Source organism: Haloarcula rubra, assembly GCF_019599465.1.
Classification (GTDB): domain Archaea; phylum Halobacteriota; class Halobacteria; order Halobacteriales; family Haloarculaceae; genus Haloarcula; species Haloarcula rubra.
In genome coordinates, this window is record NZ_RKLR01000001.1 from 70,097 (window position 1) to 97,037 (window position 26,941).

Genomic DNA, 26,941 nt, shown 5'->3' on the forward strand with positions numbered 1-26,941 from the left:
ACAAAAATCAATCCCCGGCGGACGGCACAGTTAGTCGCCGCCGGAGCGGAGGTAGTGGAAGAGGTACGTCTGCGTGTACCCGGCGTACTCGCCGCCCAGCGTCTCGCGGATAGCGCGCGAGGTGTCGGTGTAGTTGCCGCGCTCGCACTCCGGGTAGTACTCCTCAATGGTCTGGCGAATCCACGTGTCGAGCGGGACGGCTTCCAGATATCCCAGCGAGAACAGGAGGATGCAGTCGGCCACCTTGTCGCCGACGCCGACGAACGCGGTCAGTTCCTCCCGGGCCTCTTCGTAGGGGAGTCCTCGTGCGTCCGCCGGGTCGGCCTCGCCCTCGGCGACCATCTCGGCCGAGCGCTCGACGTAGGGCGCTCGATAGCCGAGGTTCAGGTCCCGCAGGTCGGCCTCGCTCGCGTCGGCCAGCGCGTCCGGCGTCGGGAAGGCGTGGTAGGTCCGGCCGTCGAAGGTGACCGTCTCGCCGAACTCGCGGCGCATCGCCTGTTGCATCCCGTGGATGCGGCCGACGCGCATCTGGGCCGAACAGATGAACGATATCAGCGTCGGGAACGGCGGGTCGCGGACGATGCGCATCCCCCAGTAGGCGTCGTAGGCGTCGTCGACCACGGCGTCCGGCGGGGCCGTCTCGCGAATCGCGGGCAGGTCGTCGTCGAGGCCGAGGAGCGTCCGGAGGCGCGGTTCGGCGTCGAACGACGACTCCCAGACGAGTTCGCCGTCGGTCTGCCGGACGCGGAGTACGTGAGGGTCACCGTCGACCCGGACCGTCGTCCAGTACCACGCGTCGCCGCCGCTCGCGGCCGTTCGCTCGTACATCTCGCCGTCCTCGCGGTCCCAGAGGTAGGACTGGCCGCTCTCGACGGTCGCTTGCAGGTCGATACCGCCCGAGAGCGCCCCAACGTCGATGCGTCCGCGTTCCATCGTGGTGTGGGACGGGGCGGAGGCCTTTCGGGGTTTCTATCGCCGAGCGTGACGCGTCGGCCGACCGTCAGGTCGCGGGGTCGACGCGGGTTCGGAGCAGGGCGATAGCGCCCACCACGCCGAGAACGGCGATGCCCGCCGCCTGCGGCGCGGTGACCGCGACGCCGACGGCGCCGCCGAGGCCGGAGACGAGCGTGAACGCCAGAAACAGCGGCAGGACGACGGCGACGGCGTAGTACCACGGCAGGCCAGCGGCCCGGGCGACCGGGCCAGCGCCCTTCTCGTACTCGTCGAGCGCCGCCCGCCCGAGGACCCAACCATCGAACAGCAGGAACCCGAGCAGGCCGGCGGTGAGAACGATGTTAGCGACGGTGTTCGCCAGCAATGCGAACAGCGACGGCGACAGCGCGGTGGCGCTCCCCGTGAGGAGGAACAGTCCGCCGACGCCGGCGGTCGCTCGCGAGCGCGTGACGGCGTGCTCGTCGACGAGGTACGAGACGAGCACCTCGAAGATGCTGATGGCCGAGGACAGCGCCGCCAGCAGGACGACGCCGAAGAAGACGACGCCGACGACGCGACTGTACGGCAGGTCGGCGAAGGCGCCGGCGAGGCTGACGAACAGCGCGCCCGGCCCCCCTGCGCCCGGCGAGACGCCCAGCGAGAACAGGAGCGGGAAGATGACGAGGCCGGCGAGGACGCCGATGCCGGTGTTCAGTCCGGCGATGATGGTGCCGTCGGCGGCCAGCGAGCGGTCCTCGTCGACGTAGGAGGCGTAGGTGAGCATCGCGCCAGCCCCGACAGAGAGGGTGAAGAGCGCCTGCCCCGCCGCGGCGACGAGGACGTCGACGAAGTTCGCGCGGAGGTAGCCAACGTCCAGCGAGAGGTAGAACTCGTAGCCGGCGGCGCTCCCCGGCAGGGTCGCGGCCCACGCCGCGAGCGCGCCGAACAGGACGACGATGCCCGGCACCATCACCGTCGTCGCCACCTCGATGCCACGGTCGACGCCCGCGTAGACGACGGCCACCGTCGCCAGCAGGAAGAGGGCGTGAAAGCCCGCCGCGCCGACGCCGTAGTCGATGGCGGCGAAGTACTGCTGGGGCGCGCCGAAGTACGCGCCGGTCGCGCTGGCGAGCGTGTAGCGCAGGATCCACCCGCCGACCACCGAGTAAAACGAGAGGACGACGACGGAGGCGAGCAGGGCCACGCCCCCGAGGGCACGCCATCGCCGTCCGGCCAGCGCGCCGAAGGCTCCGACCGGGTTCCGGCGACTCCGCCGCCCGATGACCATCTCGCCGAGCAGTCCGGGGACGCCGACGAGGACGATGACGACGAGGTACAACAGCAGGAACGCCGCCCCGCCGTTGGTCGCGGTCAACCACGGGAACCGCCAGATGTTCCCGAGACCGACGGCGCTACCGACGGCGGCGAGGACGAACCCGAGTCGGGTGCGCCACGTGGCTCGCGTCATCGTCTCACCGTCCGCCCGTGCGTCCTCGTTGGCCCGAAGTGCGATGCAGCCACGTCAGAACACCTGGAAGAAGTCGGCGTTCTCGACGAGGAACATCTCGTTGATGCCGAGGCCGAGCGTGGCGAGGATAGCGACGACGACGACCAACCGGAGCGTCCAGAGCCACACTGGCCCGAGAGGGCCGAGACCCTCGGCGCCCTGCCGGAGTTCGGCGACGGCGTCGCGACCGACGACCCACCCGACGAAGACGACCAGCGCGAGCACCGAGACCGGCAGGAACACCTGATAGGCGAACCGGTCGAACCACGTCAGCCACGCGGTGTCCCACGCCGACGGGAGGCCGAGCAGGAACAGGCCAACCCCGACGACGGACGCGAGGACGGGGCGTGAGACTCCGAAGTTGTCGTTCGCGTAGGCGACGGTCACCTCCAGCAGACTGATGGCCGAGGACAGCGCCGCGATGAGGACGACACCGAAGAAGACGACGCCGAACACGCGGCCGAACGGCACGGACCCGAACCCGGCGGCGGTCGCGACGAACAGCGCGCCCGCCCCGCCGCTCACGGAGTTCACGTCCGCGCCGATGGTGAGCAGGATGGGGAAGACGACGAGGCCGGCGAGGATGCCGACCAGCGTGTTCGTCACGACGACGGTGCCGCCGTCTAAGACGAGGTTGTCGTCGCTCCCGACGTACGAGGAGTAGGTCACCATGATGGCCATCCCCAGCGAGAGCGTGAAGAAGGCCTGTCCCACGGCGAAGGGGATGATGCTCCCGGCGTTGGCGACCATCGTGCCGACGTCCGGGGAGAGGAAGAAGGCGTACCCCTCGGCGGCGCCGGGCAGGGTCGCCACCCACGCGGCGAGTGCGACCATCAGCACGACGATGCTGGGGACCATCACCTTCGTCGCTCGCTCGATGCCGTCCTCGATACCCAGCGCGACGATGCCGACGACGATGGCGAGGAAGGCGGCCTGTGCGAGAACCGCGCCCGGCCCGGACGAGACGGCCGCGAAGTAGCCGCCGGGGTCGGCGAAGTACGCGCCGGTGAAACTCCCGACGACGTAGCGGATGACCCACCCGCCGACGACGTTGTAGTACGACAGAATCCAGAACCCGGTGAAGACGGCGAGGCCGCCGACGACGCGCCACTGTCTGTGGCCCAGTTCGGCGAACGCGTCGACGGCGTTGACGTTGGTCCGCCGGCCGACGACGAACTCCGCGAGCATCGCCGGGAACCCGACGACCACGACGGCCGCCAGATAGAAGACGACGAAGGCCGCCCCGCCGTTGGTCGCGGTCTTGAACGGGAACTGCCAGAGGTTCCCGAGACCGACTGCACTCCCGATGGCCGCGAGGATGAACCCGACTCGCGTGGCCCACGTCTCTCGTTCGCTCATGTCGACGCGCCCTATCCCGTTGCTCCGGTTAACCGCTGTGATTCGCTCCCGATATCACCGGGTGCGTCTCCGGCGTCGCTCTCCCGTCGCCCATAGAGCGCTATATACCGATATTACCAACGTACTAGTGGCCCGACCCGAGAGATAGACCTGTCCACACTCGCCGCCAGTAGACCCCGTCGACCCTACCCCATCGTCGTGGTGTCCCGTCGTCTCTCGTCTCCCGCCAGTGTGGACAGGCAATCGTGCGACGCGGTGGCGACTCTCCCCCGCCGCCGTCGTCCACTCTTTCGTCGTCGCCCGACACGACCACGATACTCGCCAGCGACGCCGCCTCCGTTCGGTCTACGCCTCCCCGTAGACCGGGACGACTATGACACTGCTAATCGGCGCCGCCTTCGCTCGGTCTACGCCTCCCCGTAGACCGGGACGACCTCGACACTGCTAATCGGCGCCGCCTTCGCTCGGTCTACGCCTCCCCGTAGACCGGCACGGCGGCGCCACTCGTGACCGACGCCGCGTCGGAACACAGGAACAACATCGTGGCGGCGATGTCGGCCGGGTCGACCCACTCGTCGAAGTCCGAGTCCGGCATCATCTCGCGGTTCATCGGGGTGTCGATGACGCTCGGCATGACGCTGTTCGCCCTGACGGTCCCGAGGTTCTCCTCGGCGATGGTCTCGGTCAGCAGCCGAATCCCGGCCTTCGTCGCGCGGTAGAGGCCGTCTCCCTCGCCGCCTTCGAGCGACGACCGGGCGGAGACCGAGACGATTGCTCCCTCTGTCTCCTGTAGGTGGGGCAGAGCGTGTTTCGAGGCGAGGAACATGGTCTTCAGGTTGACGTCGAACAGGAAGTCGAACGTGTCGACCTCGGTCTCGTGTATCGGGTCGCCGCCGCGCCACGTGCCCGCGATGTTCAACAGGTAGTCGAGGCGACCGTGTTCGTCGACGACGCTCTTGACGACCGACGCGACGTCGTCCTCGTCGGTGAAGTCGCCCCGATGGAAGTGGATGCGGTCGGGGTCCGACAACTGGAAGTCGTCGCTGTCGGGTTCGACCACGTCGGCGCCACAGACCGTCGCGTCCGCTTCGAGGAACGCGTTCGCGACGGAACTCCCGAGTGCGCCGCCGACGCCGGTGACCAGTGCGACCTCCCCGTCGAAGTCGAAGGTGACGGACATGTGAACGGAGAGGTACGGCACCGGGGTAAAACTTCAGGGCGTGACGACCAGTTTCCCGAGGAAACTCTCGGAGACGACGTCGGTCTGTGCGTCGTCGACCTCGCCGAGGTGGTAGGTCTCGGCGACGTCGGCCGTCAGGTGGCCGTCTTCGAGCAGGTTCGCCAGACGGCCGAGTACCGCGCCGAAGTCGGGCGTGTTGAACATCGAGACGTGGTGGACCGACACGTCCTTCGCGCGACACTGCGGGACGCTCTCGAAGGTCGCGTCCGGGTCCGAGTTGCCGATGGCGGCGATGCGGGCGCTCTGTGCGGCGACGTCGACGTCGAACGAGAGGTAGTCGTCGAGGCGGTGGTCCAGAATCACGTCGGGCCGACCGGCCGCCACGACGGCGTCTTCGAGGTCGTCCCGGCGGTAGTCCAGTACGTCGTCGGCGCCCAGTTCCCGCAGGCGGTCGTGGTACTCCGGCGAGGCCGTCGTCGTGACCCGCGCCCCCGTGGCGGCGGCCAACTGGACGGCCACGTGGCCGACGCCGCCGCTCCCGCCGTGAATCAGGGCTCGCTCGCCGGGTTCGAGCGAGCAGGCGTCGACGAGCGTCTGCCACGCGGTGACGCCGACGAGTGCGATGGCCGCGCCCGTCTCGAAGTCGACGCTCTCGGGGAGGTGCGCGAGGTGTGACTCGGGGACGACGGCGTACTCCGCGCAGGTCCCCTGCAACCAGTTCCCCAGTCCCGTCGCGAACACCCGGTCGCCCTCGGCGTAGCCCTCGACGTCGGCCCCGACCTCGGCGACCGTCCCGGCACAGTCAGAGCCCGGAATCCACGGCAGTTCGCCGGGGGCGTACCCGCCCTCGCGGAAGTAGGTGTCGACGGGGTTGACCGCGGCGGCGTCCACCGCGACCAGTACCTCGTCGGCGTCGGGTTCCGGCCGGGGAATCTCCTCGACTGTGAGTACATCTGGACCGCCGTGCTCGTGGAATCTGACAGCGCGCATGTACTCACGATGTGCCGCGAGCGAGCAAAAGGGTGGGGTTAGAGGCTAGCGAGGTTCTGCCGGAGTTTGATGGTCGCCGTCATCAGCGTCGTCGCCGTCATGATGACGAACACCACCTGTATGTGGAGGACGACGACGCGGTCCAGTCCGACCAGTACGGCGAGTTCGACGGCGGGGACCAGCGACGCGAACAGCAGGACCGGGAGGAGGTGACGGAGGAGCGTGTCGACGACGGTCCCCTGCACGCGCGTCTCGGCGGCGCCGCGTCGGCCGAAGGAGAACCCGGCCACGGCGAAGGCCAGCGCGCTCCCGCTCAGTGCCGCCAGCAACGCCGGACTGCGGCCGACGAGAGCGAACCCGACGAAGACGACGGCGACGGCGAGGACCGCGGCCCGTGTCAGCGTGCGCTCGCGAGTCGTCCCCCCGTCGGTCGCAGCGGGGACGACGCTCCGGTAGAGAATCCGCATCGTCACCGCGAGCAGGAACACGTGTGCGAGCAACAGCGCGCTCTTGAACGGCAACACGTACGTCGTCAGTATCTCGACCAACCCGAGGACCGCGAACCCGACCGCGAGGAGGCCGACGAGGGCCAGATAGTCCCACAGTCTGTGTTCGGCCACGAGGTCACTCTCCCGCCGGTTCCGGTAGGCGTAGAAACTGAACCGAAGTCCAAGCACCACCAGCAGGGTGAGCGCGACGAAGAAGATGAACGTCAGGTTCGGGTTGTTCGGCGCGAACGGCAACCCCACCTCGATGCTACCCACCATCGTCCACCTCTGGGTCCCTGAGGGCACGTAGCTCTTGCGCAAGGTGTGTCGCCGTCTCGTAGCGCGTGAGTTTCTTCCTCGCCATCGCCTTCGCGACGACGGCGTCGAGTTCCTCCGGGACGTCGGCCACGGCGGTCGGTGCCGGTGGCGGCCCGTGGAGCACTTCGTCACGGACGGCCTCGAACTCGCCCCGATAGGGCGGCCGGCCGGTGAACAGGCGGTAACAGACGGCACCGAGTTGGTAGACGTCGGTGGCGTGGTCGATGCGGCCGAACCGGCGCTCGTAGTACTCCGGCGCGGCGTAGCGGGGGTCGAGGAACTGCGACGGGTCCGCGTGGCGTCTGTACACCGAGAGGAGGCCGACGTTGTCGAGCAACGGTGGCTGTCGGTCCCCCTCTCGGAGGACGTTCCCGTAGTACGCGACGGCGTTCGGGTCGATACCGGCGTGGACGACACCTCGCTCGTGGAGCGTCGAGAGAGCGCTCGCGAGTCGTTCGGCGTGCCACGCGGCCTCGGCCGGCGGGAGTCGGTCGCGGTCGGCCAGTCGCAGGTCCGTGTACTCGGTCGCCATCCAGAAGCGCGGGTCCGCGGCCCAGTCGTACAGCGTCACGACGTTGTCAACGTCGCCGACCGACGCCCAGTCGGACAGGCGGGCCCGGAGGCCCGAACAGAAGTCCGTGTCGCCGGTGTCGCCGCCACGCAGGACGCGGAGTGCGACGGCGTACTCCTCGTCGTCGACGACGCCGAGCGTCCGGTACGTGTCGCTGTACTGTCGCCGGTCCCGAGGTGCCAGCACCGTGAACGAGTCGAACCGACTCTCGTACTCGACGAGCGAGAGCCACTCGGCGTCGTTCGCCCGTGGGCGCTGGCCGATAGTCCGTCCCGATTCCTCGGTCAGTTCGTCCGTCTCGTCGTCCGTGGCGTCGGCGTCGGTCGCGTCCTCGCCCTCCTCGTCGGTGTACACCCGGCGGGGTCCGGGTGCGGGACCGCCCCCGGCGAGCGTCGTCCGTCCGAGGTCCCGGTTGCCGAGGCCGCCACGCGTCGGGTTCGACTTCTCGACGTCGTGAGACGACTCTTCGGGACCGAGGAGTGCCTCGAGTTCGCGCTCGACGGTGTCGGGGTGGCGAGCGGCGAGATAGTCGAGGGCGAGGCCGGCCGCGAGGTCGTCGTCGCTCCGTATCCGGTCCGCGAGTCGTCCGGTGAGGTACGCGACCGTATCGGGGTGCTCCTCGGCGAGGACACAGAGCGCCGTCGCCACCCCGAGACGGACCTGCCGGTCGCCGACCTCCAGCAACCCCAGCAGCGTCGGCAGACGGTCCCTGTCGACGTCCGTCCCGGTCAGCACGTCCGCCACGACGGTGCTGGGTGCCCCTCCCCCACCTGACTCCGATGTCATTGGCGCGATACGATGACAATCGAGTGCAGGAACGTATCACTGTTTTGGTGCGAGTGGAGAGCATAGTCGGCTTATCAGGGTTGAGAATGGCGGAGGAAGGTTTTAACGGTGGTTTTCCATATTCCCTCGGGATGCCAACAGACAGGGATTCGCCGCTCCCCAGCGTCGTCGGCGATAGCTACGCCGCGCGGCTGGGAGTCGCGCTCGCGTTCGCTATCGTCGTCATCGTCGCGTTCGGCGCCGTCGTCAGCTTGCAGGCCTCTGCGACGCTCGAAGACGACGTCGCCGGCGACATGACGGCGCTGTCGGATACGCAGGCCGGCCAACTGGACGCCTGGTTGACGACGACACGGCGCAACGTGCGGACGACGTCTCGGTTGCCCGTCTTCTCCGACGGCTCACAGACGGCGATACAGGACAGACTGACCGGCCTCGTCGAGAACGACGAGGTGCCGCCCGACGTGGTCGCGGTCCACTACGTGAACACCGACACCGGTGAAATCGTCGCCAGTTCGAACGAGCAGTTCGTCGGCGTCGACGCCGCCGAACAGGGCGCGCCGTTCGCGACGGACCCGCCCTCGTTCAGTAGTCCGGACGACACCCACGTCACCGACCCGTTCACCGTCTCCGTCGTCGACCACCCGATAATCGCGGTGGTGTCGCCGGTTCCCGGGGCGGAGAACCGCGCCGTCGTCTACATGACGGACCTCGAATCGAAAGCACAGGACATCTCGAACCAGCGGGCCGGGTCGTACACCACCGTCGTCGACACCGACGGGGAGTTCGTCGCCCACCCGAACACGTCGAAGATAGGGACGACCGCACCCGTCTCCCGACTGGACGGTGCCCCCGTCGCCTCGCTGGCACCGGGCAACAGCACGTTCGTCGAGACGGGGGCGATGCTGATGGGACTCACCCGTCTGGACTCCCACGACTGGGTCGTGATGGTCCACGCGAACCCGGAGCAGGCCTACGCCCTGAGCGACCAGATAAACTCCGACCTCGTCGCGCTCATCCTGCTGGCCGTCATCAACCTCGGTCTGGTCGGTGTGACCATCGGCGGGAACACGATAGCCTCACTCCGTCGCCTCTCCGCGAAGGCCGAGGCGATGGCCGAGGGCGACCTCGACGTCGAACTCAGGACGTCGCGGACCGACGAGTTCGGGACGCTGTACGGCGCGTTCGACGACATGCGCGCCAGCCTCCGGGAACAGATATCCGAGGCCGAGGCCGCTCGTGAGGAGGCCGAGCAGGCCAAGCAGGAGGCGCAGGCCGCCAAGGAGGACGTCGAACAGGAGCGCAACGAGATGCAGGCGCTCAGCGGCCACCTCGAACTCAAGGCCGACGAGTACAGTGACGCGCTAGAGGCCGCCGCGAACGGCGACCTCACGGCCCGCGTCGACGACGACAGCATGAGCGACGCGATGGCCGACGTCGGGACGGAGATAAACGCCACACTCGACGCACTGGAGGAGACTATCGCGGACATGAAGACGTTCGCGGCGAACGTCCTCCAGTCGACCGAGCGCGTCGGGTCGAACGCCGAACGCGTCGACCAGGCCAGCCAGCAGGTCTCGAAGTCGATTCAGGAGATATTCGAGGGGACCACGGAACAGAGCGAACGCCTCCAGGAGGCCTCCAGCGAGATGGACAACCTCTCGGCGACGGCCGAGGAAGTCGCCGCCTCCGCCCAGCAGGTGGCAGACACCTCACAGTCCGCCGCCGAGGTGGGCGAAGACGGCCGCGAGGCCGCACAGGAGGCCATCGCGGAGATGAACGCCATCGAGGCCGAGACCGAGGAGACCGTCGAGGAGATTACCGCACTCGACGAGGAACTCGACGAGATCGGCGAGATCGTCGGCGTCATCACGAACATCGTCGAGCAGACGAACATGCTCGCGCTGAACGCCTCCATCGAGGCCGCACACGCCGACGGCGACGGGGCCGGGTTCGCCGTCGTCGCGGACGAGATCAAGGGCCTCGCGGAAGAGACCAAATCCGCCGCCGGAGACATCGAACAGCGCATCGAGCGCATCCAGACCCAGGCCGGCGACACCGTCGAGACGATGGAGTCGACGAGCGAGCGCATCACCGAGGGCGTCGACACCGTCGAGGAGACGGTCGACGCACTGGAGACCATCGTCGAGTACACTGAGGAGGTCGACACCGGTATCCAGGAGATAGACCGAGCGACCGAGGAACAGGCCCGGACCGCACAGGAGGTCATGGGCACCATCGACGACCTCTCCACTATCTCACAGCAGACCGCGACCGAGGCCGACACCGTCGCCGGTGCGGCCGAGGACCAGTCTGCCTCCATCGCGGAGGTGGCCGACTCCGCACGGGAACTCCGTGAGCGCGCGGCCGACCTCGAATCGCTACTCGACCGCTTCGACGTCGACACCACCGAGGCGACCGGTGCCGGCGGCGCGACGGCCACGACGGACGACTGACAATGGACACGATAACACTCTGGTTCACGCTGGGACTGCTCGGAGAACTGCTCGGGACGGCCGTGCTGGCCTACGGCTACACGCTCGTCCCCGAAGCGACGCGGAGGCGTTACCTCCTGCTCGTGGCGATTCCGGGCGTCGCCATCGTCGCGTACGTCCTGCTAGCGCTCGGTGTGGGCCGGATACAGGCGGCCGGGCACACGGTGTACGTCGTCCGCTACGCGGACTGGCTGGTGACGACGCCCATCAACGTCCTCTATCTGGGACTGCTCGCACAGGCCAGCAGGAGCGACATCGGCAAACTCGTCGGCCTGCAGGCGCTGACCATCGTCTTCGGGTTCGCCGGGACCCTCGTCCCCGACCCGCTGAACTACGGCCTGTTCGCGCTCGGTGCGGCCTGTTTCGGCGGCGTCGTCTACCTCCTGTACGGCCCAGTCGCGGCCGCCGCCGAGACGGTGCTCTCGGAACTCGAAGAGAGTCTCTACCGGACGCTGCGGAACTTCGTCGTCGTCCTCTGGCTCGTGTACCCCGTCGTCTGGGTACTGGGCGTGTCGGGTATCGGCCTGATGGACGTCGAGACGGCGTCGCTGGTCATCGTCTACCTCGACGTAGTGACGAAAGTCGGGTTCGGCGTCATCGCACTGCAGGCGTGGACGACGATGCGCGAAGTCACCGTCGGCGACAGCGTCGTGACTGCCGACTAGGCGAGTTCGGCTCTCGAAGAAACGGCGACGGTGCGAGCGTGGCGACGTGGGCAGTCAGTGGATGCCCATCGCTTCGATCTGCTCTTGATACCGGTTGCGGATGGTGACCTCCGTCACCTGTGCCACGTCGGCGACTTCGCGCTGTGTCTTCTTCTCGTTACACAGCAGCGAGGCGGCGTAGATGGCCGCGGCGGCGTAGCCGGTGGGGGACTTCCCCGAGAGCAGGCCCTGTTCGGCGGTGGTGTCGATTATCTCGTTGGCCTTCGACTGGACCTCCTCGGAGAGGTCGAGTTCGGAGGCGAACCGGGGGACGTACTGCTTGGGGTCGACCGGTTCCATCTTGAGTTCGAGTTCCTGTGCGACGTACCGGTACGTGCGCCCGATCTCCTTCTGTTCGACGCGGGAGACGTCGGACACCTCTTCGAGACTCCGCGGGATGCCTTCCTGCCGACAGGCGGCGTACAGGCAGGCGGTGGCGACGCCCTCGATGGAGCGACCGCGGATGAGGTCCTCGTTGAGTGCCCGTCGATAGATGACCGAGGCCACCTCTCGCACGGAGCGTGGGACGCCCAGTGCGGAGGCCATCCGGTCGATTTCGGAGAGCGCGAACTGGAGGTTCCGTTCGCCGGCGTCTTTCGTCCGGATTCGCTCTTGCCACTTTCGGAGGCGGTGCATCTGGGAGCGTTTCTCCGACGACAGGGACCGACCGTAGGCGTCCTTGTCCTTCCAGTCGATCTGGGTGGTCAGGCCCTTGTCGTGCATCGTCTGTGTCGTCGGCGCTCCGACGCGTGACTTGGACTGGCGTTCGGAGTGATTGAACGCGCGCCACTCGGGCCCGCGGTCGATGTTCTCGTCCTCGATGACTAGCCCACAGTCCTCGCAGACGAGTTCTCCGCCGCCGTCACTGGAGATATTCTCCGACTCACATTCGGGACAGGTTTGTTGACCAGTGTCCTCGGACTCCTGCTCACGCTCCTCCTGGTCCGTATCCCGCTGGCGCGTCGGCCGTTCCATGTGTTCTTTTACGGAGAAAGGCCTATTACGTATAAATGTTTGGGTGGTTGGCACCACTTATCGGGGGTGAAACCCGGGGGCCGTCGGTGAATCGAGGCCGAATAAACGCTTAACCCGAGGGAGTGCGGTAGTTGGTTCATGAACGTGGCCGTACTGGGGGCCGGCCCGCGTGGGCGAGTCCTCACCCGACGGTGCGTACGTGCAGGCCACGCCGTCCGTCTGTACGACGAGAACGCGAACGCGGTGATGGACAGCGTCGACGCCGTCGCACAGGCCGTAGACGACGGCACCGTCACGGACTCGGTCGACGGGACGACTGGGCTCCAGAGCGCCATGGACGGGGCCGACGTCGTCCTCGACGCGACCGACGGCGAGACGGCGGCCCGCCGGGAGTTGCTTGCAGACGTCGAGACGATGGTCGCCGACGACACCCTCGTCGCGACCGGCGACACGACCGTGTCGGTGACGGCCGTCGCGGCGGGGTTACGAGCACCCAACCGTGCGGTAGGACTCCACTTCCCCGACCCGGATGCGGGCGACGTCGTCGAGGTCGTCCTCGCGGACCAGACGACGGCGACGACGCGTGACCGCGCGACGGCGTTCGTCCGCGGACTCGACGGCGTCCCGGTCGTCGTCCGGGACAGTCCCGGTTTCGCCGCGGCACGCTACGAACTCGCGAGCATCCGTGAGGCCGTCCAGATGGTCGAGGACGGCGTCGCCACCGTCCCCGACGTCGACCGGGCGGCCACGCGCACCGGAGACGGCCGCGGACCGCTCGCGCGCGCCGACGCGATGGGACTCGACGCCGTCCTCGACGGACTGACGGACCTGACCGAACGGCTGGGGGCGCGCTTCGAGCCACCGTCGCTGCTCAGGGACGCCGTCGCGGCGGGCCGACTCGGGCAGTCGACCGGCGAGGGGTTCTACGTGTGGACGAACGGTGAACCGACTCGCCCCGGCGAACTGAACCCGACCATCGACGCCCGCGCCGACGGGGTCGACGAGCGATGAGCGTCGACGACACCGTCGAAGTCGACGACGACGACGGCATCAGCGAGTTGTTCGACGAACTGGAGGAGTTAGAGTCGCTCGTCGACTCACCGGAAGAACGCAGGCAGGTCAGAGAAGCGATGCGGGCGGCGGCCGAGGCTCAGGACGACGAACCGGTCGTCTTCGGTCGCGTCGTCTACGGGTTCGACCGCGAAGACCTCGCGGAGTCCGTCCTCGGGTCGCTGCTGTTCGGGATTCCGATGGCCGTCGAGGGCGGGACCGTCGACGCCGGTCGCCACATCGCTCAGCACCCGCTGTATCTGGCCGGGACGCTCGTCTCGGCCATCGCGATGGTCGTCGGTATCCTCTACGTCGCCGACTTCCAGGACGTCCGGGTCGCCAGGCGAATCTTCGGCATCGTCCCGCGCCGACTGGCCGGGGTCACCCTCACGGCGTTCGTCGTCGCCGTCGCCCTGTTGACGGGATGGGGCGTGGTCGAATGGTCGACAACGGACCTGACGGCCACGTGGGAGTCGCTGTGCGTCTGTAGCGTGGCGTTCGTGCCGATGGCCATCGGTGCCGCGCTGGGCGACATCCTGCCGGGGAGCTGAGCGTGCCACTCTTTGCCGTGACGACGACGACGTTTGGCAACCGTTAAAAGCCGCGGTCGGATACGGGGTGGTATGAGCGAGAGCCAGCAAAAGCGGACGCAAAAGTGCGTCTCGTGTGGCATCAACATCGCCGGCACGAACGCCGCCGCGTTCAAGTGCCCGGACTGCGGCCAGCAGATTTACCGCTGTTCGACCTGCCGCAAGCAGAGTAACCTCTACAAGTGCCCCGACTGCGGATTCACGGGTCCATAACCATGGGAAAGGTAGCCGCCAAGATCAAGATCATGCCGCAGAGCCCGGAAGTCGACCTCGACGACCTGCAGGAGCGTCTCGAAGGGTCGCTTCCCGAAGGAGCGAAGATCAAGGGCTTCGAGCGTGACGACGTCGCGTTCGGCCTCGTCGCACTCCTCCCGACGGTCATCGTCCCCGACGACGCCGGCGGGACCGAGGCCGTCGAGGAAGCGTTCAGCGGAGTCGACGGCGTCGAGTCCGTCGAAGTCGACAGCGTCGGCCGCCTCTGAGCACTGGCTCCCGTTTTCGCGTTCCCCGAATCCGGTAGCCGCAGCACTGCGAGAACCCGTCACGCCCGCGGCCGTGGAACGCACGTTTTATTAGGGCGACCGGACAAGCGGTGAGCAAGAATGCCTAGTTCAAACGGCCCTCTCGAAGGAACTCGGAACAAACTCAAGAACAAGCCCCGCGACGGCGGTACCTCGCCGCCCCAGCGCGCCGTCGAGCAGTTCGAGAACGGCGAAAAGGTCCACCTCAAAATCGACCCCTCGGTGCCCGACGGTCGCTTCCACCCGCGGTTCGACGGCCAGACCGGCACCGTCGCCGGCCAGCAGGGACGTGCCTACCAGGTCGAAATCGTCGACGGCGGCAAGGAGAAGACGGTCGTCGTCAAGCCCGCACACCTGCGCCGGCAAGAGAACTGAGCGATGACCATCTTCAAAGAGAAGGTCGACGAGGAGTACCTGACCCTCGCCGAGACGAAAGCGGTCCTCGAAGACCTCGAGATGGAGCGCGCGGCCGACGAGGAGCGCGAGATGCGCTACGAACTCAAGCGTGCCATCGAGCACGTCAACCGCTTCGCCCTGCTCGACCCCGAGGAATCCCTCGAGTTCGTCGAGCAACTGCAGGAACTGGAGAAGGTCGACGAGGCGACGGCCTACAAGATAGCGAACCTCCGTCCCCTCGACCGGGACGAACTCCGCGCGGTCTTCGCACAGGAGCGGTACACGCTCAGCGGCGACGAACTCGACGACATTCTCGATATCGTCAAGCAGTACGCCTGAGCGGTCGGGTTTCGACCCACCGGGCGTAGTGTGTCTATCCATCGCCATTAAGTGCGTTCTCGTCGTACCGCAGTACATGAGCAGCACGGAGAGCGGTGGCGACGACATGGTCGCGGCAGTGCTCGACGTCCTCCCACACGGTCGGAGCGACGACGACAGGCCACAGCACCAGAAAGAGCCGCTCGCGTACGCCCTCGGTATCGAGGAGTTCTACATCTACGAACTCACGCTTTCCGACGACGCCGACATCGCGTTCGGGGACCGCATCGACCTGACCGAGTTCGGTCGCGTGCGGGAGCGAGAGTTCGACGACCTCCCCAGCGGCGCCCGCTCGGAACTGGAGTACGCCGTCGAAGAGGTAGTCGAGGCAGACGAAGGGCGGTTCGTCGACTTCTACAACGACGCCCAGCCGATCACCCTGCGACTCCACCAGTTGAACCTCCTGCCGGGCATCGGGAAGAAACTCCGGAACACGATTCTCGACGAGCGAAAGCGCAAGCCCTTCGAGAGCTTCGAGGACCTCGGAGAGCGGGTCAGCGGCCTCCACAATCCAGAGGAAGTGCTCGTCGAGCGCATCCTCGAAGAACTGCGCGAAGACGACCTGAAGTATCGGTTGTTCGTGCGCCGGAGCGAGCAAGGCGAGGGCGGCGAGTAAACGGAGTTCAGGAGCCACCCTCGTCGCGGAACGGCCCGAGTAGTCGCCCTTTTCAATCGCCGACCGTCTACGGAGTCACGATGACCGACACGCCGACCGGTACCCGTGACCCCGACGCCCTCGTCCGCCGGGCGGGCAAGCGGGCCGACACCCGGCAGGACCAGCACTTCCTCGTCGACGACCGAGTCCTCGACCGCATCCCCGAGTACGCCGTCGAGGCGGAGATGGACCTCGCGCACGTCCTCGAAATCGGTGGCGGCCCCGGCGCCCTGACCGACCGCTTGCTGGCGGTCGCGGACCGAGTCACGGTCGTCGAACGCGACCGCGACTTCGCGGCCCACCTGCGCGAGGAGTTCGCCGAGGAAATCGAGGCAGACCGGCTGACCGTCGTCGAAGGGGACGCCCTCGACGTCGACCTGCCGGCGTTCACCGCGAGCGTCTCGAACCTGCCGTACGGGGCGTCGTCCGAAATCGCGTTCCGGTTACTGCCCCACGGTCGCCCGATGGTGCTGATGTTCCAGCAGGAGTTCGCCGAGCGGATGGCCGCGGCCCCCGGAACGGACGACTACGGTCGACTCTCCGTCACGGCAGGTCACTACGCCGACGTCGAGGTGGTCGAGACGGTGCCGAAAGGGGCGTTCGACCCCCAGCCACGCGTCACGAGCGCGCTCGTGCGGACGACCCCCCGCGAACCCGACTACACCGTCCCCGACGACGAGTTCTTCATGGAGTTCCTGAAGGCCGTGTTCACCCAGCGTCGCAAGACGATGCGCAACGCCGTCCGGAACACCGCCCACATCTCGGGGCTGGGCGACCCCGACGCGGTGGTCGACGCCGCCGACGATGATCTGATGAGCGCCCGCGCGGGGAACCTCACACCGGCCGGCTTCGCCGACCTCGCGACGCTGGCCTACGACGTGGGCGACCCGGAGGCCTGACAGATGACCGGTGAGGGCGGGAACGACGGTGCCGATGACGCCGGACGGCCGTCGCTCGCGGACCAGCGTGGCGTCGAATCGGTGTACCAACCGGCCGAGGACTCGGCCCTACTCGCACGGGCAGTGCGAGAACGCGTCGGCGACGGTGACCAGACGCTCGACGTGGGAACCGGGTCGGGGTTCGTCGCCGCGGCGATGGCCGAGGCCGGTGCCGACGCCGTCGGCGTCGACGTGAATCCGCTCGCCTGCCAGCAGGCCCGAGAGCGTGGTGTGACAGTCGTCCGAGGCAACCTCGTCGACCCGTTCCACGAGGAGTCGTTCGACCTCGTGGCGTTCAACCCGCCCTACCTCCCGACGCCGTCGGAGAGAGAGTGGGACGACTGGATGGAACAGGCACTGTCGGGCGGCGAAGACGGGCGGCGACTCGTCGACCCGTTCCTCGAATCCGTCGGTCGAGTGCTCGCCCCCGACGGGGAGGCGCTCCTGTTGGTCAGCAGCCTCACCGACCCCGACGCTGTCCGCGAGTACGCCCGTCAGCACGGACTCGCGGGAGAGCGGGTCGCGAGCGAGAAACACCCCTACGAACAGCTCGTCGTCCTGCGGTTCGTACGAGTATGATTACTACTGAGCATTTTCTCGAATAGGAAATATTAAAGTCCGTCATTTCGTAGCCGGGTGCAATGACACAGATAGTCGCCACGACACCCGGCCTGTTCCCGTTGCCGGACTGGGCCAAGGACGAACTGTCCGACCTGAAGGGTCACCAGAAGACGGACCTCGTCAGCGGTGACGAAGGTGCGGCAATCGTCGACGCCTACGACCGCGCCCGCGAAGACGTCGTCTCGCTCCAGCAGGACGCCGGCCTCGACCGCGTCGTCGAGGGGCAACTCCGCTGGGACGACATGCTCGCCCACCCGCTGGCGGTCCACGACAGCGTCGAGACCCGTGGCATCGTCCGCTACTACGACAACAACAACTTCTACCGAGAGCCGGTCGTGCAGGACGACCTGACGCCGGACGGCGACGTCGCCGCCGAACTCGACGCGGCCGCCGAACTGGTCGACGACGGCCTGCAGGCGGTCTTGCCGGGCCCGTACTCGCTGTCGGACCTCGCGACGGACGAACACTACGGCGACGAGGCCGCGTTCCTCGACGCCGTCGCCGAGTTCCTCGCCGGCGAGGTCGAACAGTTCCCCGAGGTCGAGACGCTGTTCCTGCTGGAACCCTCGCTGGTCGAGAACGACCCCGCAGACGGCACGGACGAGCGAGTGAGCGAGGCCATCGACGCCGTCGCGAACGCCACCGACGCCGACGTCGTCACCCACACCTACTGGGGCGCCATCGAGGAGAAGACCTACGCGCACCTGATGGACGCCGACGTCGACGCCATCGGCTTCGACCTCGTCGCCGACCACGACAGCAACGTCTACAACGTTCAGGAGTACGGGACGAAAGACGACGTCGCACTGGGCGTCGTCGACGGCCAGAACACGCTGGTCGAGTCCCCCGAGACCATCCGCGACCGCATCGACTGGTTCGAACAGCAGACCAACACGGTGTACGACACCGTCTACGCCACCGCGAACACCGAACTGTTCTATCTCCCCGTCAACAAGTTCGCGGACAAACTGGAAGCGCTTGCGAACGCCGCCGACCTCGAAGAGGTGGAAGCATGACAGGCCCACGAGAGCAGTTCCGACCGGAGAATCACCCGAACGACCACTTCCTGCTGACGACCGTCGTCGGCTCCTACCCCAAGCCGAAGTGGCACGACCGCGCCCGCGAGATGTTCGAGGACGAGGACGCCGACTTCGGCGCCGAAGAGTGGGAGGAGTCGAAGGACGACGCCTCGCGACTCGTCACGCACGAACACGAGCGCTGTGGCCTCGACGTCGTCTGTGACGGCGAGATGCGCCGCAACGAGATGGTCGAGTACTTCGCCCACCGCATCGACGGCTACGAGTTCAACGGCCGCGTGAAGGTGTGGGGACACAACTACTTCGACAAGCCGAGCGTCGCCGACGAGGTGGAGTACGGCGAGCAGTGGCTGGTCGAGGAGTTCGAGTTCACCGACGAGGTGGCCGACCGCCCCGTGAAGGTCCCCATCACCGGTCCGTACACGCTGGCGAACTGGTCGTTCAACGAGGTGTACGACAGCGAGGAGCAACTGGCCTACGAACTGGCCGACCTCGTCAACGAGGAGATAGAGGCGCTCGTCGACGCCGGTGCCCGCTACATCCAGATAGACGAACCGGCGCTGGCGACGACGCCGGACGACCACGCTATCGTCGGCGAGTGTCTCGAACGCATCGTCGACGAGATTCCGGACGACGTCCGTCTCGGCCTCCACGTCTGTTACGGCGACTACTCGCGCATCTACCCCGAGATTCTTGACTACCCCGTCCACGAGTACGACCTCGAACTCGCCAACGGCGACTTCGACCAGCTAGACGTGTTCAAGGAACACGAGTTCACGAAGGACTTCGCGATGGGTGTCCTGGACGCCCACACCGCCGAAGTGGAGTCCGTCGAGGAGATCAAGGACAACATCAAGAAGGGGCTGGAAGTCGTCCCACCGGAGCGACTCACCGTCTCGCCGGACTGCGGCGTGAAGCTCCTGCCCCGCGAAATCGCGCGTGGCAAGATGGAGAACATGGTGCAGGCCGCCCGCGAAATCGAACAGGAACTCGACGCCGGCGAAATCGACGTCGTCGCGACCGGTGCGGAAGCGAGCGCGGACGACTAACTGGACTGTTCTCTCCTTCTGCGACCGACGCCCGAAGTACCCGTCTCCGAGAGGCCCCTTGTTTCGGACAGCGACTGGTGTCGACGGTAGCTACAGCCGGACACATTGGGACCGACCGGCTCGCTCCCGAAGCAATCACCGACTAATACTCGCCAGTGGTGTGGCGTGCGTTTCTTCGACGTCGGACGAAACGCTCATCGACCACCGCAGAAATATAGTTTTCTTTTGTTGTCACGTTGCGACAATCTGGATATCGTATCAAGTGGATATTTTCCGTATTTCGGGCCTCGAAAGACGCAGTTCCTTCGTGAGTTCGTATAGTTTTACGAACACGAGAATCTGGGAAAGAGTTTAGTCGTCGTCCGGAGATGGTTCGAACGAGAGGGCCATGACAACCGACACACACCTTCGGGCGGAACTGTATCTTCGGGGAGACACCTACGGCACGTTCGATGCCCAGCAGCAGGTGCTCAACAGGGTGAAGCGACTCGAGGCCAACGGCGTCTTCACCGACTCGATGGTCGCCGGCGAGTGGCAGCGCATCCGGACGATGGCCGAGGACAAGCGGTCGGGGGCGCTGGCGACCTACGAGGAGTTCCGCGACTGGGCCGAGCGGAACGGGTCGTCGCTCGAACCGGCCTTCGAGCGCCGGACCCGGAGTTACGTCGGACTGGACCGGGTCGACGACGTCGTCGTGTTCCCCGTCGTCTCGCTGGCTGTCTACGACGACAAGCGGTTGCAGGCGGTGTTCCCCTGCACCGACGACGACATGACCTACACGGTGGGCGACGCGCTGGACGCGTTCGAACGCGGCGACGAGAACTGGCTCGTCCAGTTCGATTCGGTGACAGTGGGGCGGACCGAACCGTGGCTCGAACCGGGCGTCGAGACGACCCCCTGACTGCGTACCGCTACGGCTGGTTCTTCACTCGTTTCTCTCCACGTCGATAGCGGCCGCCGACGATATCGGTCAGGATGCCGGAGGCGGCGTATCGTCGCGACGGGACGAGTGCCGAGCGGCGAAAGGCCTCAGGAGGGAACCGCCTCGACGAGGCGCTCGAACTGCTGGCGGTACTGCGCCTCCGCGCGGGCCTGTGCCAGCCCCGACTCGTCGGCGAAGGCCGCCTCGAACCCCGCCATCCGCCACAGCAGCGTCGACAGTTGGTACAGCGGGCGTCGCTCCTCGTAGCCGTCCTCGAAGGCCATCGAGCGCTGTGAGCGGTAGCCCTCGTGGAACGCCGACCGGAGCGTCTCGCACGTCTCCGGGTCGCGAAACGAGGAGTCGATGAAGAGGAACTCCGTCTGAGCGAGGTTGTACTCGGGGAGGGCCGCCAGCACGTCCTGCCAGTCGAGGACCGCCGTTATCGGGGCCTCGGCTCCGGGGTCGAACAGGAGGTTCGCGGGCCGGAAGTCGTCGTGGACGAGTCGCGGGACGCCGTCTTCGGGGACGACGTCCAGCGCCGGTTCGATGCGCGACGTCGCACGGTCAGCGACGTCGGCGAACCGTGTCTCGTCGAGGCGGGAGAGATGCGTCCGGGTGAGTTGTTCGAAGTACTCCCGCCAGCTCCCCATCCAGTCGCGGACGATGAGACGGTCGTCGTGGAGGTCGAGGCGACCGAACGCCTCGAACCCTATCTCTGAGTGCATGTCTCCCAGTATCTCGCCCGCCTGTCGGAGAATCCGTTGGCGGTGGTCCGTCGAGAGGCCCGCGAACTTCTCGGCGAGGTTCTCGCCGTGGACGCGTTCGGTGACGAAGTACGGCGGGACGTCGACGGCCGGGTCGCGTTCGAACACGAGGATTCGCGGGACCGGCACGTCCGTCCGGTTGGCGACGTACTCGTGGAGTTTCGGTTCGACGTCGAACGGAACGTCGCCGGGCGGTTTGAACTTCACCACTACTTCGTACTGCTCGCCGCCGTGGTCGAGGGTCACCAGATAGACGTCGCTCTGGTGACCGCCGCCCGGCGTCTCGAACGAGAAGCCGTCGTAGTCCGGTCCTGACTCGTCGAGGACGGCCCCGATGTCGCGTTCCGGCGTCGACACACTGACCGGCTAAGCGGGAGGGCTAAATAAAACTGTCAGTCGCCTCGTCACGGCACCCCGTCTCGGATGGGCGACAGTCGCCACCGCGGCTAGCCGAGCAGGTCCCCTTCGGGCACCGACGGGCGGCTCACCGGTACCCCAGTTGTTCGAGGTGACGGGCCGTGCCGTCGTCGAGAATCGCCGTCGAGGACCGGCCGACCGCACGCTGTTTGGCTGACTCGACGGGGACGCCGAACGGCGGGTCGGTGTCTGCGGCCGGGACGCCGTCTCGCCGTCCGGCCTCGGACTGCCAACTCGGTCGGTCGGCGGCGAGGTCGTACCGCCGCGTCTCGCCGGTCGTGTCCCAGACCGTCTTCACGTCGCCGTCGTAGACGCAACGCATCGCCCGGTCCCATCGAGGGTCGTCCGGGGGGTCGTCCCACGTCGGCGTCCGTCCGACGACTTCGGCGGCGGCCCGGTCGGCGGTCACGTCTCGGAGGTGGTCGTCGACGAGGCCCTCGACGAACGAGCCCAACCGTCTGAGCGGGAGGTGACGACCGTCGTTCAGCGACGGGACGGCGCCGTCGGTCGGGGGGTTCACGACGGCGAAGGGGACGTGTAACAGTCCCTCGGTGAGGCTACTGGTGTGGTCGAGCAAACCCCTGTCGGCCGGGTACGCGAGGTTGTGGCCGTGGTCGCTCGTGACGACGACGGTGGTCTCGCGGGCCGTCGCCGCGACGACCGAGTCGAGGAACTCCGCGACGATGCGGTCGAGATACCGGACCCGCGCGTCGTAGAGGGCTCTGAGCGCGCCGACGTCGTCGGCGAACGGCCCCATGTCCCCGGCCGTGTTGACGGCCCACGTGTCCAGTCGCCGGTCGGACCACCGTCTGGAGACCCCGTGGTCGGCCATCCCCCGCCAGTGCCAGTAGGGTGCGTGTGCGTCCATGAGGTTCGCGAAACAGACCACTGGGTCGTCGCGGTCGACGACCGCCCGCCGGGCCCGTTCGAGGACGGCGGTGCCGCCGTTGTCCGTGGGCGCGGGGACGGGCAGTCCTTGCAGTCGGGGATGGTCGAGCATCGCCGCACGGACCCGGTCGGCGGCGACGTTGGCGAGGGCCCCGAGCGACTGGTCGCCCGTCAGCGCGTCGTGGAGCGCCGACAGCGTGCCGTCGGCCTCCCACACCGGGTTCGGTGCGTCGGGAACGACGGTGCCGCCGGGGACGAACGTCGTCTCGTCGAAGAACCGGTCGACGCCGAAGGCGTCGCTCACCCAGCGGTTCGCGCTGATACAGGCGGTGTGGTACGCGTCCGGGAGGTCGCCGAGGAACGTGTCGCTCGGCCCGACGCCGTCGTAGTGTCGGGCGTGCGTGTGGACGCCGTGCCGGTGGGGTAACTCGCCGGTGAACAGGCTGGCGTGGCTCGGGACGCTCCACGCACTGGGTGCCCGACAGCCACCGTGGACGATGGCGGCCCGGTCGCGTATCCTGTCGGCGTGGACGCGGAAACTGTCGGCACGGACCGTGTCGAGACAGAGGACGACGACGTTTCGGTGGGCCATCGTGACGCGTGCGTTGTCCGCCGTTAGGTCTGCCTCCAAAAATACGTATCGAGCACCGCCGGAAGTGGAGGGTCTATGTAGACGCAGTCCTCAGTCCCGGCCATGCGCACGGTCGACATCGACGGCCTTCCGGTGGGGGACGGTCACCCGACGCGAGTCATGAGCGTGTTGAACATGAGTTCGAACTCGGGGTACAAGCCGAGCGTCTACCTGGACCCCGCCGAGGCCGCCGACGCCATCGAGAACACCCTCGTCCCTGCGGGGGCCGACATCGTCGACGTCGGCCTCCAGTCGGCCAACCCGAAGTACGAGTCCAAACCGGTCGAGAAGGAACTCGACCGACTCGAGGAGGTCGCCCCGCTCGTCGACGAACTGGACGCCGACGTGCCCCTCTCGCTGGAGACCCGCTACGCCGAGGTTGCCGAGGCGGCCATCGGCTACGGGTTCGACCTCATCAACGACGTCTGTGGCTTCGCCGACCCCGACATGAAGTCGGTGGTCGAGGCCCACGACATGCCGGTCGTGAAGATGGCGAGTCCGCCGGACCTCTCCGCGCCCGGTGCGCTGAAGACGATGGACGAACTGTTCGAGGCCCTCCAGCGCGGCGGGTTCACCGACCAGACCATCATCGACCCGGCCTTCGGCGGGTGGTACGACGGCAAGGAGTTCGAGGACAACTGGGAGATGTTCCGTCGCCTGCGGGAGTTCCGCGCGTTCGGCCGGCCGATGCTCACCGCGACCAACCGCGAGGACTTCCTCGGTGACCTCGCCGGGCGACCGGAGACGGAGGACCAACTGGCCGTCAGCCTCGCCGCGGCGACCATGGAGGCCGAACGCGGCGCCCACGTCATCCGCACCCACGACACCAGTGAGACACACGACGTCGTGAAGGTGGCCGACGCACTCGGTGACGAGCGGACCGTCCGACCGGAGACGGACCCGGGACCGACCGTCGCCGAACTGACCGACGTGACCGTGCGGGAGGTCGAGCGCAACCGCTCGCTGGGCGAGACGCTGGCCGGCGACACCGAGGACGGCGCGACGCTGACGTTCCTGCTCGGTGACCTCGCCGAGGACGAAGCGGCGAGCGTCCGGGCCGTCGCAGACGTCGTCGACGTGGTACTGGTCGAGAAGTCCAGCGGTGCCCTGTATCTCGGCGGGTCGGCGGCCGCCGTGAAAGTCGTCGCCGACAGCCTCGCCGAGGACGGCCACCGCGAACTGGCCGGAACGCTCCGCGAGTCACTCTCGCGCCGAGTCTGAGTCGTCAGTCCAGTTCGTTCAGGAGGTCGTGGAACGACCCGATGGTCAGGTCGGGGTCGCCGGCGAACGAGTCCCACGGGCCGTCATCGCGGTTCACCCACACGCCCTGCATCCCGGCGTGCATCGCGCCGTAGACGTCGAAGTACCCCGCCGTGACGTGGGCTATCTCGTCGATAGGTGTGCCGGTCCGAGCGGCGGCGTGGCGGTACAGTTCGGCGTCGGGCTTGAACGTCCCTATCTCGTCTGCGCTGACCGTGTCCTCGACGAGGCCGCCGATGCCGGCGTGGTCGAGCATCGAGTCGAGCATCTCGGGGTTGCCGTTCGAGACCACGTAGAGGTCGTAGTCGGCGTCGTACAGTCGGTTCATCCCGTCTCGAACGTCGTCGAAGACGTCGAGTTCGTGGTAGACCGCCAGAATCTCGTCGCGTTCCTCGGTTGCGATATCGACGCCGTGGGCGTCCAGCGCGTACTGGAGGGCGTCGCGGTTCATCTCGTAGAACGGCTTGTAGGCGTCGACGGCGTTGGCGATGAACGTGTAGGCCAGCGACCGCGAGCGCCAGAGCCGCGACACTGGCTGTGGGTCGGGAACTCGCTCCCGGAGGGCCTTCTCTGCGGCCTCGACGTCGACGATGGTGCTGTACGAGTCGAACGTTATCGTCGTGACGCGGTCGGGGTCGAACGTCATAGCACCCCATTCGCGGGCCGGACGGAAAAGAACGGGCGGGGGATTGAACTCCGTTTGAACACTGCGACCCGGACGCGCCTGTGGGTTTATGCCACACCCGGACGCAGTCCGGGCCATGCCGGACAGGTTCAGCGTCGACGGGCCAGCGGTGGTCACCGGCGCGTCGAGGGGTATCGGGCGGGCCGTCGCCGCGACGTTCGCGGCCGACGGAGCGGACGTCGCCATCTGTTCGCGCGACGAGGGAGAGATTACCGGGACGGCGGCGGCCCTCTCCGACGCCCATCCCGGCGAGGTCATCGGCGTCGAGTGCGACGTGCGTGACCGGGACAGCGTCGAGGCACTCGTCGAGGCGGCCGTCGCGGAGTTCGGCGGCCTCGGCGTTCTCGTGAACAACGCGGGGGCCTCGTTCGTGGCGTCGTTCGACGACATCTCGCCGAACGGGTGGCAGTCCGTCGTCGACGTCAACCTCACCGGGACGGTCAACTGCGCGCAGGCGGCCAGCGACCACATCGCCGGCGGCGGGAGCGTCGTCAACGTCGCCAGCGTCGCCGGCGAGGACGGCGCGCCCTACATGAGCCACTACGCCGCCTCGAAGGCCGCCATCATCAACCTCACGCGCACGCTGGCCTACGAGTGGGCCGGCGACGACGTCCGCGTGAACTGCGTCGCGCCCGGCTACGTCGCGACGCCGGGCCTCGAATCACAGATGGGAATCAGTGCAGACGCGGTCGACCGCGACGAGGTGGACCGCAACGTCGGCGTCAGCGAGGAGATAGCGGACGTGGTGCGGTTCCTCGCCAGCGACGCCGCATCCTTCGTCACGGGGCAGACGCTGACCCCGCGCGGTGTGCCGCCGATAGAGGAGACTCCAGACCTATGACAGTCAGAGACATCTACCTGCCAGTCGCCGCACAGCCCTCCGTCGACACGCTCGTCGAGATGAGTCAACTCGCCGAAGACGCCGGCTACGAGCGCGTCTGGCTCCCGGAGACGTGGGGCCGAGACGCCGTCACGACGCTCACGAGCATCGCCGAACGCACCGACGACGTGGGTATCGGGACGTCGGTGATGAACGTCTACTCCCGGTCGCCGGCGCTCATCGGGCAGACGGCGGTGACGCTGCAGGAAGTCTCGGACGGCCGCCTCCGAATGGGCGTCGGCCCGTCGGGCCCCATCGTCGTCGAGGGGTGGCACGGCGTCGACTTCGAGCGACCGCTCCGTCGGACCCGCGAGACCATCGACGTCGTCAAGCAGGTGCTCTCCGGCGAGACGGTCGACTACGACGGCGACGTCTTCCAGCTATCCGGCTTTCGCCTGCGCTGTGACCCGCCGGACCCCGTCCCGCCCGTCGACGCCGGCGGCCTCGGCCCGAAGTCCGTCGAACTCGCCGGCCGGTTCGCCGACGGGTGGCACGCCCTCCTGATGACGAGAGCGGGCCTCGAGGACCGACTGGACGACTTCGAGCGCGGGACGGACCTCGGGGACCGGAACCGCGAGGACCAGCGCGTGACCCTGTCGCTGCCCTGCTGTGCGCTCGACGACCGGGAGCGTGCCCGTGACCTGACCCGTCAGCACGTCGCCTTCTACGTCGGCGGGATGGGGACCTACTACCGGGACGCGCTGGCGAGACAGGGGTACGAGGACACGGCGTACGAGGTGGCCGAGAAGTGGGCCTCCGGCGAACAGGACGCTGCCACCGACGCCATCGGCGACGACTTGCTGGACGCCATCGCCGTCGCCGGGACGCCGTCGGAGTGCCGGGAGCAAATCGAGCGGTTCGAGTCCGTCGACGGCGTCGACGCTCTGAACGTCTCCTTCCCGCGGGCCGCGGACCGAGCGGACATCGACGCCACTATCGACGTGCTGGCGCCCTGA

At 67.5% G+C, this 26,941-nt stretch carries 28 protein-coding genes; 17 read left to right on the top strand and 11 right to left on the bottom strand.

Going from position 1 to position 26,941, the window contains the following annotated elements; all coding sequences use genetic code 11:
* Window positions 1–30: 30 nt before the first annotated feature.
* The 7 genes from EGH21_RS00395 to EGH21_RS00425 all read right to left on the bottom strand — a co-directional run bounded on the left by EGH21_RS00395 (window position 31) and on the right by EGH21_RS00425 (window position 8,132).
* Entirely contained in the window at window positions 31–933 is a 903-nt protein-coding gene (locus EGH21_RS00395; RefSeq protein WP_220616498.1) for a DNA-3-methyladenine glycosylase family protein, read from the bottom strand.
* A gap of 67 nt (window positions 934–1,000) precedes the next feature.
* Window positions 1,001–2,401, bottom strand: a complete 1,401-nt coding sequence (locus EGH21_RS00400) for a sodium-dependent transporter (RefSeq protein ID WP_220616499.1) — start codon at window positions 2,399–2,401, stop codon at window positions 1,001–1,003.
* A gap of 54 nt (window positions 2,402–2,455) precedes the next feature.
* Window positions 2,456–3,799 carry a sodium-dependent transporter gene (locus EGH21_RS00405; protein WP_220616500.1) on the bottom strand — a complete coding sequence of 448 codons (1,344 nt, stop codon included), beginning with the start codon at window positions 3,797–3,799 and terminating at the stop codon, window positions 2,456–2,458.
* A gap of 469 nt (window positions 3,800–4,268) precedes the next feature.
* A complete protein-coding gene (locus EGH21_RS00410) occupies window positions 4,269–4,979 on the bottom strand; it encodes an SDR family oxidoreductase (RefSeq protein WP_220616501.1) in 711 nt (236 codons plus the stop codon).
* A 33-nt stretch (window positions 4,980–5,012) separates the two neighbouring features.
* Window positions 5,013–5,969, bottom strand: a complete 957-nt coding sequence (locus EGH21_RS00415) for an NADPH:quinone reductase (RefSeq protein WP_220616502.1) — start codon at window positions 5,967–5,969, stop codon at window positions 5,013–5,015.
* Window positions 5,970–6,007: 38 nt separating this feature from the next.
* The gene (locus EGH21_RS00420) at window positions 6,008–6,736 is read right to left on the bottom strand and encodes a hypothetical protein (protein ID WP_220616503.1); all 729 of its coding nucleotides are present in this window, start codon (window positions 6,734–6,736) and stop codon (window positions 6,008–6,010) included.
* Window positions 6,726–8,132, bottom strand: coding sequence for a protein kinase domain-containing protein (locus EGH21_RS00425; RefSeq protein WP_220616504.1), 1,407 nt, complete (start codon window positions 8,130–8,132; stop codon window positions 6,726–6,728). Before EGH21_RS00425 ends, EGH21_RS00420 begins: the two co-directional genes overlap by 11 nt.
* 131 nt (window positions 8,133–8,263) lie before the next feature.
* Between EGH21_RS00425 and EGH21_RS00430 the strand changes: the two genes are divergently transcribed.
* Together EGH21_RS00430 and EGH21_RS00435 are read left to right on the top strand one after the other, a co-directional pair.
* Entirely contained in the window at window positions 8,264–10,585 is a 2,322-nt protein-coding gene (locus EGH21_RS00430) for a methyl-accepting chemotaxis protein (RefSeq protein WP_220616505.1), read from the top strand.
* A 2-nt stretch (window positions 10,586–10,587) separates the two neighbouring features.
* On the top strand, window positions 10,588–11,289 hold the full coding sequence (locus EGH21_RS00435) for a bacteriorhodopsin (protein ID WP_220616506.1): 702 nt from the start codon (window positions 10,588–10,590) through the stop codon (window positions 11,287–11,289).
* A gap of 54 nt (window positions 11,290–11,343) precedes the next feature.
* Here the strand turns inward: EGH21_RS00435 and EGH21_RS00440 are convergent, their stop codons facing one another.
* Window positions 11,344–12,303 carry a transcription initiation factor IIB gene (locus EGH21_RS00440; protein WP_166969369.1) on the bottom strand — a complete coding sequence of 320 codons (960 nt, stop codon included), beginning with the start codon at window positions 12,301–12,303 and terminating at the stop codon, window positions 11,344–11,346.
* A gap of 138 nt (window positions 12,304–12,441) precedes the next feature.
* On the opposite strand from EGH21_RS00440, the gene EGH21_RS00445 reads away from it, so the two are divergent.
* The 12 genes from EGH21_RS00445 to EGH21_RS00500 all read left to right on the top strand — a co-directional run bounded on the left by EGH21_RS00445 (window position 12,442) and on the right by EGH21_RS00500 (window position 20,439).
* A complete protein-coding gene (locus tag EGH21_RS00445; protein ID WP_220616507.1) occupies window positions 12,442–13,314 on the top strand; it encodes a 3-hydroxyacyl-CoA dehydrogenase family protein in 873 nt (290 codons plus the stop codon).
* Window positions 13,311–13,904: a DUF2391 domain-containing protein gene (locus EGH21_RS00450; protein ID WP_220616508.1), complete on the top strand. Its 594-nt coding sequence runs from the start codon at window positions 13,311–13,313 to the stop codon at window positions 13,902–13,904. The genes EGH21_RS00445 and EGH21_RS00450 overlap by 4 nt, the downstream gene beginning before the upstream one ends.
* Window positions 13,905–13,976: 72 nt before the next feature.
* Complete coding sequence (locus tag EGH21_RS00455; protein WP_166969363.1) at window positions 13,977–14,156, top strand: HVO_2753 family zinc finger protein; 180 nt, start codon at window positions 13,977–13,979, stop codon at window positions 14,154–14,156.
* A 2-nt stretch (window positions 14,157–14,158) separates the two neighbouring features.
* A complete protein-coding gene (locus tag EGH21_RS00460; protein WP_220616509.1) occupies window positions 14,159–14,425 on the top strand; it encodes an elongation factor 1-beta in 267 nt (88 codons plus the stop codon).
* A 120-nt stretch (window positions 14,426–14,545) separates the two neighbouring features.
* Entirely contained in the window at window positions 14,546–14,839 is a 294-nt protein-coding gene (locus tag EGH21_RS00465; RefSeq protein ID WP_220616510.1) for a 50S ribosomal protein L21e, read from the top strand.
* A 3-nt stretch (window positions 14,840–14,842) separates the two neighbouring features.
* The gene (locus tag EGH21_RS00470; protein ID WP_220616511.1) at window positions 14,843–15,199 is read left to right on the top strand and encodes an RNA polymerase Rpb4 family protein; all 357 of its coding nucleotides are present in this window, start codon (window positions 14,843–14,845) and stop codon (window positions 15,197–15,199) included.
* Between the two features lie 76 nt (window positions 15,200–15,275).
* A complete protein-coding gene (locus EGH21_RS00475) occupies window positions 15,276–15,854 on the top strand; it encodes a DUF655 domain-containing protein (protein ID WP_220616512.1) in 579 nt (192 codons plus the stop codon).
* A gap of 80 nt (window positions 15,855–15,934) precedes the next feature.
* Window positions 15,935–16,792: a 16S ribosomal RNA methyltransferase A gene (locus EGH21_RS00480; protein WP_220616513.1), complete on the top strand. Its 858-nt coding sequence runs from the start codon at window positions 15,935–15,937 to the stop codon at window positions 16,790–16,792.
* Window positions 16,793–16,795: 3 nt separating this feature from the next.
* Window positions 16,796–17,410, top strand: a complete 615-nt coding sequence (locus EGH21_RS00485; RefSeq protein ID WP_220616514.1) for a HemK2/MTQ2 family protein methyltransferase — start codon at window positions 16,796–16,798, stop codon at window positions 17,408–17,410.
* A gap of 62 nt (window positions 17,411–17,472) precedes the next feature.
* Window positions 17,473–18,468: a 5-methyltetrahydropteroyltriglutamate--homocysteine methyltransferase gene (locus EGH21_RS00490; RefSeq protein WP_220616515.1), complete on the top strand. Its 996-nt coding sequence runs from the start codon at window positions 17,473–17,475 to the stop codon at window positions 18,466–18,468.
* Window positions 18,465–19,538 (top strand): methionine synthase, encoded by a 1,074-nt coding sequence (locus tag EGH21_RS00495; RefSeq protein ID WP_220616516.1) that lies wholly within the window; start codon window positions 18,465–18,467, stop codon window positions 19,536–19,538. The genes EGH21_RS00490 and EGH21_RS00495 overlap by 4 nt, the downstream gene beginning before the upstream one ends.
* 388 nt (window positions 19,539–19,926) lie before the next feature.
* Window positions 19,927–20,439 (top strand): HTH domain-containing protein, encoded by a 513-nt coding sequence (locus EGH21_RS00500; RefSeq protein WP_220616517.1) that lies wholly within the window; start codon window positions 19,927–19,929, stop codon window positions 20,437–20,439.
* Window positions 20,440–20,567: 128 nt separating this feature from the next.
* On the opposite strand, the gene EGH21_RS00505 is transcribed toward EGH21_RS00500, so the two are convergent.
* On the bottom strand, window positions 20,568–21,581 hold the full coding sequence (locus EGH21_RS00505) for a phosphotransferase family protein (protein WP_220616518.1): 1,014 nt from the start codon (window positions 21,579–21,581) through the stop codon (window positions 20,568–20,570).
* Between the two features lie 127 nt (window positions 21,582–21,708).
* Window positions 21,709–23,160, bottom strand: coding sequence for a sulfatase-like hydrolase/transferase (locus EGH21_RS00510; RefSeq protein ID WP_220616519.1), 1,452 nt, complete (start codon window positions 23,158–23,160; stop codon window positions 21,709–21,711).
* 63 nt (window positions 23,161–23,223) lie between these two features.
* Between EGH21_RS00510 and EGH21_RS00515 the strand changes: the two genes are divergently transcribed.
* Window positions 23,224–24,381, top strand: a complete 1,158-nt coding sequence (locus tag EGH21_RS00515; protein ID WP_220616520.1) for a dihydropteroate synthase — start codon at window positions 23,224–23,226, stop codon at window positions 24,379–24,381.
* Window positions 24,382–24,385: 4 nt separating this feature from the next.
* Here the strand turns inward: EGH21_RS00515 and EGH21_RS00520 are convergent, their stop codons facing one another.
* Window positions 24,386–25,066: a haloacid dehalogenase type II gene (locus tag EGH21_RS00520; protein ID WP_220616521.1), complete on the bottom strand. Its 681-nt coding sequence runs from the start codon at window positions 25,064–25,066 to the stop codon at window positions 24,386–24,388.
* Between the two features lie 115 nt (window positions 25,067–25,181).
* On the opposite strand from EGH21_RS00520, the gene EGH21_RS00525 reads away from it, so the two are divergent.
* Both EGH21_RS00525 and EGH21_RS00530 read left to right on the top strand, forming a co-directional pair.
* Window positions 25,182–25,946, top strand: a complete 765-nt coding sequence (locus tag EGH21_RS00525) for an SDR family NAD(P)-dependent oxidoreductase (RefSeq protein WP_220616522.1) — start codon at window positions 25,182–25,184, stop codon at window positions 25,944–25,946.
* Complete coding sequence (locus EGH21_RS00530) at window positions 25,943–26,941, top strand: TIGR04024 family LLM class F420-dependent oxidoreductase (RefSeq protein ID WP_220616523.1); 999 nt, start codon at window positions 25,943–25,945, stop codon at window positions 26,939–26,941. The genes EGH21_RS00525 and EGH21_RS00530 overlap by 4 nt, the downstream gene beginning before the upstream one ends.

What these genes read in the sequence shown, in the direction of transcription:
- EGH21_RS00465 (WP_220616510.1), top strand. Translation starts at nt 14,546, where the DNA reads ATGCCTAGTTCAAACGGCCCTCTCGAAGGAACTCGGAACAAACTCAAG.
- EGH21_RS00490 (WP_220616515.1), top strand. Translation starts at nt 17,473, where the DNA reads ATGACACAGATAGTCGCCACGACACCCGGCCTGTTCCCGTTGCCGGAC.
- EGH21_RS00495 (WP_220616516.1), top strand. Translation starts at nt 18,465, where the DNA reads ATGACAGGCCCACGAGAGCAGTTCCGACCGGAGAATCACCCGAACGAC.
- EGH21_RS00445 (WP_220616507.1), top strand. Translation starts at nt 12,442, where the DNA reads ATGAACGTGGCCGTACTGGGGGCCGGCCCGCGTGGGCGAGTCCTCACC.
- EGH21_RS00440 (WP_166969369.1), bottom strand. Translation starts at nt 12,303, where the DNA reads ATGGAACGGCCGACGCGCCAGCGGGATACGGACCAGGAGGAGCGTGAG.
- EGH21_RS00455 (WP_166969363.1), top strand. Translation starts at nt 13,977, where the DNA reads ATGAGCGAGAGCCAGCAAAAGCGGACGCAAAAGTGCGTCTCGTGTGGC.
- EGH21_RS00475 (WP_220616512.1), top strand. Translation starts at nt 15,276, where the DNA reads ATGAGCAGCACGGAGAGCGGTGGCGACGACATGGTCGCGGCAGTGCTC.
- EGH21_RS00425 (WP_220616504.1), bottom strand. Translation starts at nt 8,132, where the DNA reads ATGACATCGGAGTCAGGTGGGGGAGGGGCACCCAGCACCGTCGTGGCG.
- EGH21_RS00450 (WP_220616508.1), top strand. Translation starts at nt 13,311, where the DNA reads ATGAGCGTCGACGACACCGTCGAAGTCGACGACGACGACGGCATCAGC.
- EGH21_RS00525 (WP_220616522.1), top strand. Translation starts at nt 25,182, where the DNA reads ATGCCGGACAGGTTCAGCGTCGACGGGCCAGCGGTGGTCACCGGCGCG.
- EGH21_RS00400 (WP_220616499.1), bottom strand. Translation starts at nt 2,401, where the DNA reads ATGACGCGAGCCACGTGGCGCACCCGACTCGGGTTCGTCCTCGCCGCC.
- EGH21_RS00470 (WP_220616511.1), top strand. Translation starts at nt 14,843, where the DNA reads ATGACCATCTTCAAAGAGAAGGTCGACGAGGAGTACCTGACCCTCGCC.
- EGH21_RS00430 (WP_220616505.1), top strand. Translation starts at nt 8,264, where the DNA reads ATGCCAACAGACAGGGATTCGCCGCTCCCCAGCGTCGTCGGCGATAGC.
- EGH21_RS00435 (WP_220616506.1), top strand. Translation starts at nt 10,588, where the DNA reads ATGGACACGATAACACTCTGGTTCACGCTGGGACTGCTCGGAGAACTG.
- EGH21_RS00520 (WP_220616521.1), bottom strand. Translation starts at nt 25,066, where the DNA reads ATGACGTTCGACCCCGACCGCGTCACGACGATAACGTTCGACTCGTAC.
- EGH21_RS00530 (WP_220616523.1), top strand. Translation starts at nt 25,943, where the DNA reads ATGACAGTCAGAGACATCTACCTGCCAGTCGCCGCACAGCCCTCCGTC.
- EGH21_RS00420 (WP_220616503.1), bottom strand. Translation starts at nt 6,736, where the DNA reads ATGGTGGGTAGCATCGAGGTGGGGTTGCCGTTCGCGCCGAACAACCCG.
- EGH21_RS00485 (WP_220616514.1), top strand. Translation starts at nt 16,796, where the DNA reads ATGACCGGTGAGGGCGGGAACGACGGTGCCGATGACGCCGGACGGCCG.
- EGH21_RS00410 (WP_220616501.1), bottom strand. Translation starts at nt 4,979, where the DNA reads ATGTCCGTCACCTTCGACTTCGACGGGGAGGTCGCACTGGTCACCGGC.
- EGH21_RS00515 (WP_220616520.1), top strand. Translation starts at nt 23,224, where the DNA reads ATGCGCACGGTCGACATCGACGGCCTTCCGGTGGGGGACGGTCACCCG.
- EGH21_RS00500 (WP_220616517.1), top strand. Translation starts at nt 19,927, where the DNA reads ATGACAACCGACACACACCTTCGGGCGGAACTGTATCTTCGGGGAGAC.
- EGH21_RS00460 (WP_220616509.1), top strand. Translation starts at nt 14,159, where the DNA reads ATGGGAAAGGTAGCCGCCAAGATCAAGATCATGCCGCAGAGCCCGGAA.
- EGH21_RS00415 (WP_220616502.1), bottom strand. Translation starts at nt 5,969, where the DNA reads ATGCGCGCTGTCAGATTCCACGAGCACGGCGGTCCAGATGTACTCACA.
- EGH21_RS00395 (WP_220616498.1), bottom strand. Translation starts at nt 933, where the DNA reads ATGGAACGCGGACGCATCGACGTTGGGGCGCTCTCGGGCGGTATCGAC.
- EGH21_RS00405 (WP_220616500.1), bottom strand. Translation starts at nt 3,799, where the DNA reads ATGAGCGAACGAGAGACGTGGGCCACGCGAGTCGGGTTCATCCTCGCG.
- EGH21_RS00480 (WP_220616513.1), top strand. Translation starts at nt 15,935, where the DNA reads ATGACCGACACGCCGACCGGTACCCGTGACCCCGACGCCCTCGTCCGC.